We start from the raw sequence: 3,129 nt of genomic DNA, 5'->3' as shown, positions 1-3,129 counted from the left end.
CGGGCCGCCCCGTGGCCCACCACAGCAGGGCGGCGGCCGCAGCGATGCCGCACGCCGCCAGTGCCGCGCCGGGGATGCGTGCCACAGGCGGGTGCGCTATCGGCCGGCTTGTCACAGGCCTACTTTCTTGAGGCGGTTGGCCTGGTCCAGGTACAGCGTGACCGGGTCCACCGACAGCCAGTCCCGCAGGCCGAGCAACTGGTTGACCTCGTCCAGATGGTTCTGGCGGTAGTCGCCCAGGTGTTTGCCCAGGCGTGCCGAGCAGGCCGACACCAGGCCGTCGTTGGCCTCGTTGAACACCAGCCCGGTCGTGGCGAGCAGGGCGTCGCTGGCATCGAGCACGTTGGTGACCGTGCGCACGCCGGTCCACGAGTAGTAGCGCACGCCGTTGACCAGATCGGCCCCGTCGCCGCAGCCGCTGGTGGGCACGCCCGCGCCGAAGCGCTGGTTGAAGCGCGCCGAACCCTCGGTGGTGAGCGAATCCAGCGCCGCGGTCGGCATCTGCGGCAGGCCGCTGCCGCCCGACGACAGATTGATGAGCGCCACCAGCGCTGAAGCCGCCTGGCTGGCCACCGCCTCGCTCACGCTGCCCTTGGGCGCGACCCCGCGCACCACGTCCGCCACGCGCGAACCGCGGTTGACGCCGCCCACGGAGGTGACCGACGCCACCCACTGCGGCGCCACCCCGGCGACGTACCGCGCCGTCGGGCCGCCATGCGAATGGCCGATCAGGTGGACCTTCTCGGCGCCCGTGAGCGCCCGGATGTTCTTCACCTGGGCCAGCAACTGCTCGCCCCGCACCTCGGTGCTGTTGGCCGCCGATACCTGCGCCACGAACACGCGGGCGCCATCGCGCTGCAGCGCCTGCGGAATTCGGTAGAAGTAATCCACGCCCAGCGCGGAATCGAATCCGAACAGGCCGTGCACCAAAACGATGGGGTAGCGGGTCTGCGCGTAGCCGGACTGGGCGCTGGCGCCCTGCAAGCCCTGCAATGCGAACGCGGCCAGGACGAAAGCGAAACCGCGCAGCAGGCGGCTGAATGCAACGAACATGGTTTGTCTCCGGTGGTGGTGTGAAAACACTCTCTTATAAAAAAGAACGACCGTTCTTTTTTGGAGATTTTGCGACGATGCGCGGTCTTCCACATCGGGACATACGTGCATTTGGCGGCGATGGAATCCACCTTCGCAGCCGTGCCCGAGATCCGTAGAATCCTGCGCCATGACCGCTGACCACGCACTCGACAAGCTCGACCGCGCCATCTTGCGCTGTTTACAGGTGAACGGACGCGAAACCTACGACGAAATCGGCGAGCGGGTGGGACTGTCGCCCAGCGCCGTGCTGCGCCGCGCCAAGCGCCTGGAGGACAGTGGCGTGATCGACCGCTACGTGGCGCTGGTACGGCCCGAGTCGGTGGGCTTGGGCCTCACGGCCTACCTGAACGTGCGCCTCGAAAAGCACACCGAGAGCCACAAGCGCAACCCCATGGACCTGTTTCGCGCCAGCGTGCAGACCTGGCCCGAGGTGGTGGAGTGCGCCGCGCTCACGGGCGAGATGGACTACCTGCTGCGCGTCGTGGTGGCCGACATGGCGCACTACAGCCGCTTCATCATGGACACGCTGCTCAAGCACCCCAGCGTGCAGGATTGCAAGACGAGCTTCGTGCTGGACCGCGTGAAGGCCACCACCGCCGTGCCGGTGTAGCGCGCAGGCGCTCTTGAATCCATAGCTGCCCGCGCCCTCGGGCCCGTCGGTGGCGCCGTCCGGGGGGCGGAGAGGCTTCGCCTGCTGTGCCGCAGTGCAACAAAAAGTTTGGCCAGGGATAAGGGAAAACCCTAAAATCGCGCCATCATGATCCCCACCCAAGACTGGCTTCGCGCGTCCCCCGATGCAGGCGGCACTGTGCTGCGCAGCGAAGCGCCCCGCCCGCCGCACCGGCGGGGCAGCTCGCCGGTCATGGTGCCGATCCGCTCGCTCGGCCCCGGGCACCGCGAGCGCATCGCCGCCCACCTGCTGCGGCTGGAGCCTGCGGACCGCTACCTGCGCTTCGGCTACGCCGCCAGCGACGAACAGGTGCAGCGCTATGTGGACCAGCTGGATTTCGTGCGCGACGAGATCTTCGGCATCTACAACCGGCGGCTCGAACTCATCGCCGTCGCCCACCTCGCCTACGCCGATTCGCCGGAGCACCAAAGCTGCGCCGAGTTCGGCGTGTCCGTGCTGGGCCAGGCGCGGGGGCGCGGCTTCGGCGCGCGGCTGTTCGATCGCGCCGTGATGCATGCGCGCAACCAGGGCGTGAGCATGGTGTTCATCCATGCCCTGAGCGAGAACACTGCCATGCTGAAAATCGCGCGCAATGCCGGCGCCACCGTGCGCCGCGACGGCTCGGAGTCCGAGGCCTACCTGCAGCTGCCGCGCGCCGGCCTGGACACCCGCATGGCGCAGATGGTGGTGCACCAGTTCGCCGAGATGGACTACCGCTTCAAGAAGCAGGCCCGCCAGTTCTGGCGGCTCCTGGCCGGGCTGCAGGAAGTGCGGCGCGGCGTGCGCGACGGGCGCCACCAGTCGGCCGAATGACGGCCCCGGGCGCCCGGCAGGGCCGCCAGCGCGGCGCTTCCGCTATCCTTGGGGCCTGATCAACCACCGCACGTCCTGCATTCCAAGACCGTGTCCGACCCCCATTCCGCGCGCCCGTCCGAACGAGAGGACAAGCGCACGTTCCTGCAGCGGCTCGTCGAGTTCATCCACCCCGGCCCGGATTCGACCGACGAGCTGATCGCCACCCTGGCGGAAGCCGAAGACAACCAGATCATCAACGCCGATGCCCGCGTGATGCTCGAGCGCGTGCTGCGCATGGCCGAGATGCGGGCCAGCGACGTGATGGTGGCCGCCCCGCGCATGGACCTGATCGACATCGAGGCGCCGTTCGATGCCCTGCTGCACCAGGTCATCGACACCGCGCACTCGCGGTTTCCCGTCTATCAGGGCGAGCGCGAGAACATCATCGGCATCCTGATGGCCAAGGACCTGCTCAAGCTGCAGCGCGCGCCGGAGCTGAACATCCGCGCGCTGTTGCGCCCTGCGGCCTTCGTGCCGGAGAGCAAGGGCCTGAACGACCTGCTGCGCGA

Annotated in this window: 4 protein-coding genes; 3 read left to right on the top strand and 1 reads right to left on the bottom strand. The window is 68.3% G+C overall.

Annotation, left to right across the window (positions count from 1 at the left end; translation table 11 throughout):
• Positions 1-111: 111 nt before the first annotated feature.
• Complete coding sequence (locus AC27KI_RS21720) at positions 112-1,053, bottom strand: lipase family alpha/beta hydrolase (RefSeq protein WP_284429699.1); 942 nt, start codon at positions 1,051-1,053, stop codon at positions 112-114.
• A 169-nt stretch (positions 1,054-1,222) separates the two neighbouring features.
• Here AC27KI_RS21720 and AC27KI_RS21715 point away from each other — a divergent pair, with 169 nt between their 5' ends.
• The 3 genes from AC27KI_RS21715 to AC27KI_RS21705 all read left to right on the top strand — a co-directional run.
• Complete coding sequence (locus AC27KI_RS21715; protein WP_092745358.1) at positions 1,223-1,705, top strand: Lrp/AsnC family transcriptional regulator; 483 nt, start codon at positions 1,223-1,225, stop codon at positions 1,703-1,705.
• A gap of 147 nt (positions 1,706-1,852) precedes the next feature.
• Positions 1,853-2,578, top strand: coding sequence for a GNAT family N-acetyltransferase (locus AC27KI_RS21710; protein WP_284413882.1), 726 nt, complete (start codon positions 1,853-1,855; stop codon positions 2,576-2,578).
• Positions 2,579-2,668: 90 nt separating this feature from the next.
• On the top strand, positions 2,669-3,129 hold a 461-nt coding region (locus AC27KI_RS21705; RefSeq protein WP_487115774.1), incomplete at its 3' end, for a CorC transporter family protein.

The sequence above is a fragment of the Acidovorax sp. KPB24-03 genome (assembly GCF_057546605.1).
The sequence above is the reverse complement of the archived record's forward strand: the minus strand, read 5'-3'. Positions and strand labels throughout refer to the sequence as shown.

What these genes read in the sequence shown, in the direction of transcription:
- AC27KI_RS21715 (WP_092745358.1), top strand. Translation starts at nt 1,223, where the DNA reads ATGACCGCTGACCACGCACTCGACAAGCTCGACCGCGCCATCTTGCGC.
- AC27KI_RS21720 (WP_284429699.1), bottom strand. Translation starts at nt 1,053, where the DNA reads ATGTTCGTTGCATTCAGCCGCCTGCTGCGCGGTTTCGCTTTCGTCCTG.
- AC27KI_RS21710 (WP_284413882.1), top strand. Translation starts at nt 1,853, where the DNA reads ATGATCCCCACCCAAGACTGGCTTCGCGCGTCCCCCGATGCAGGCGGC.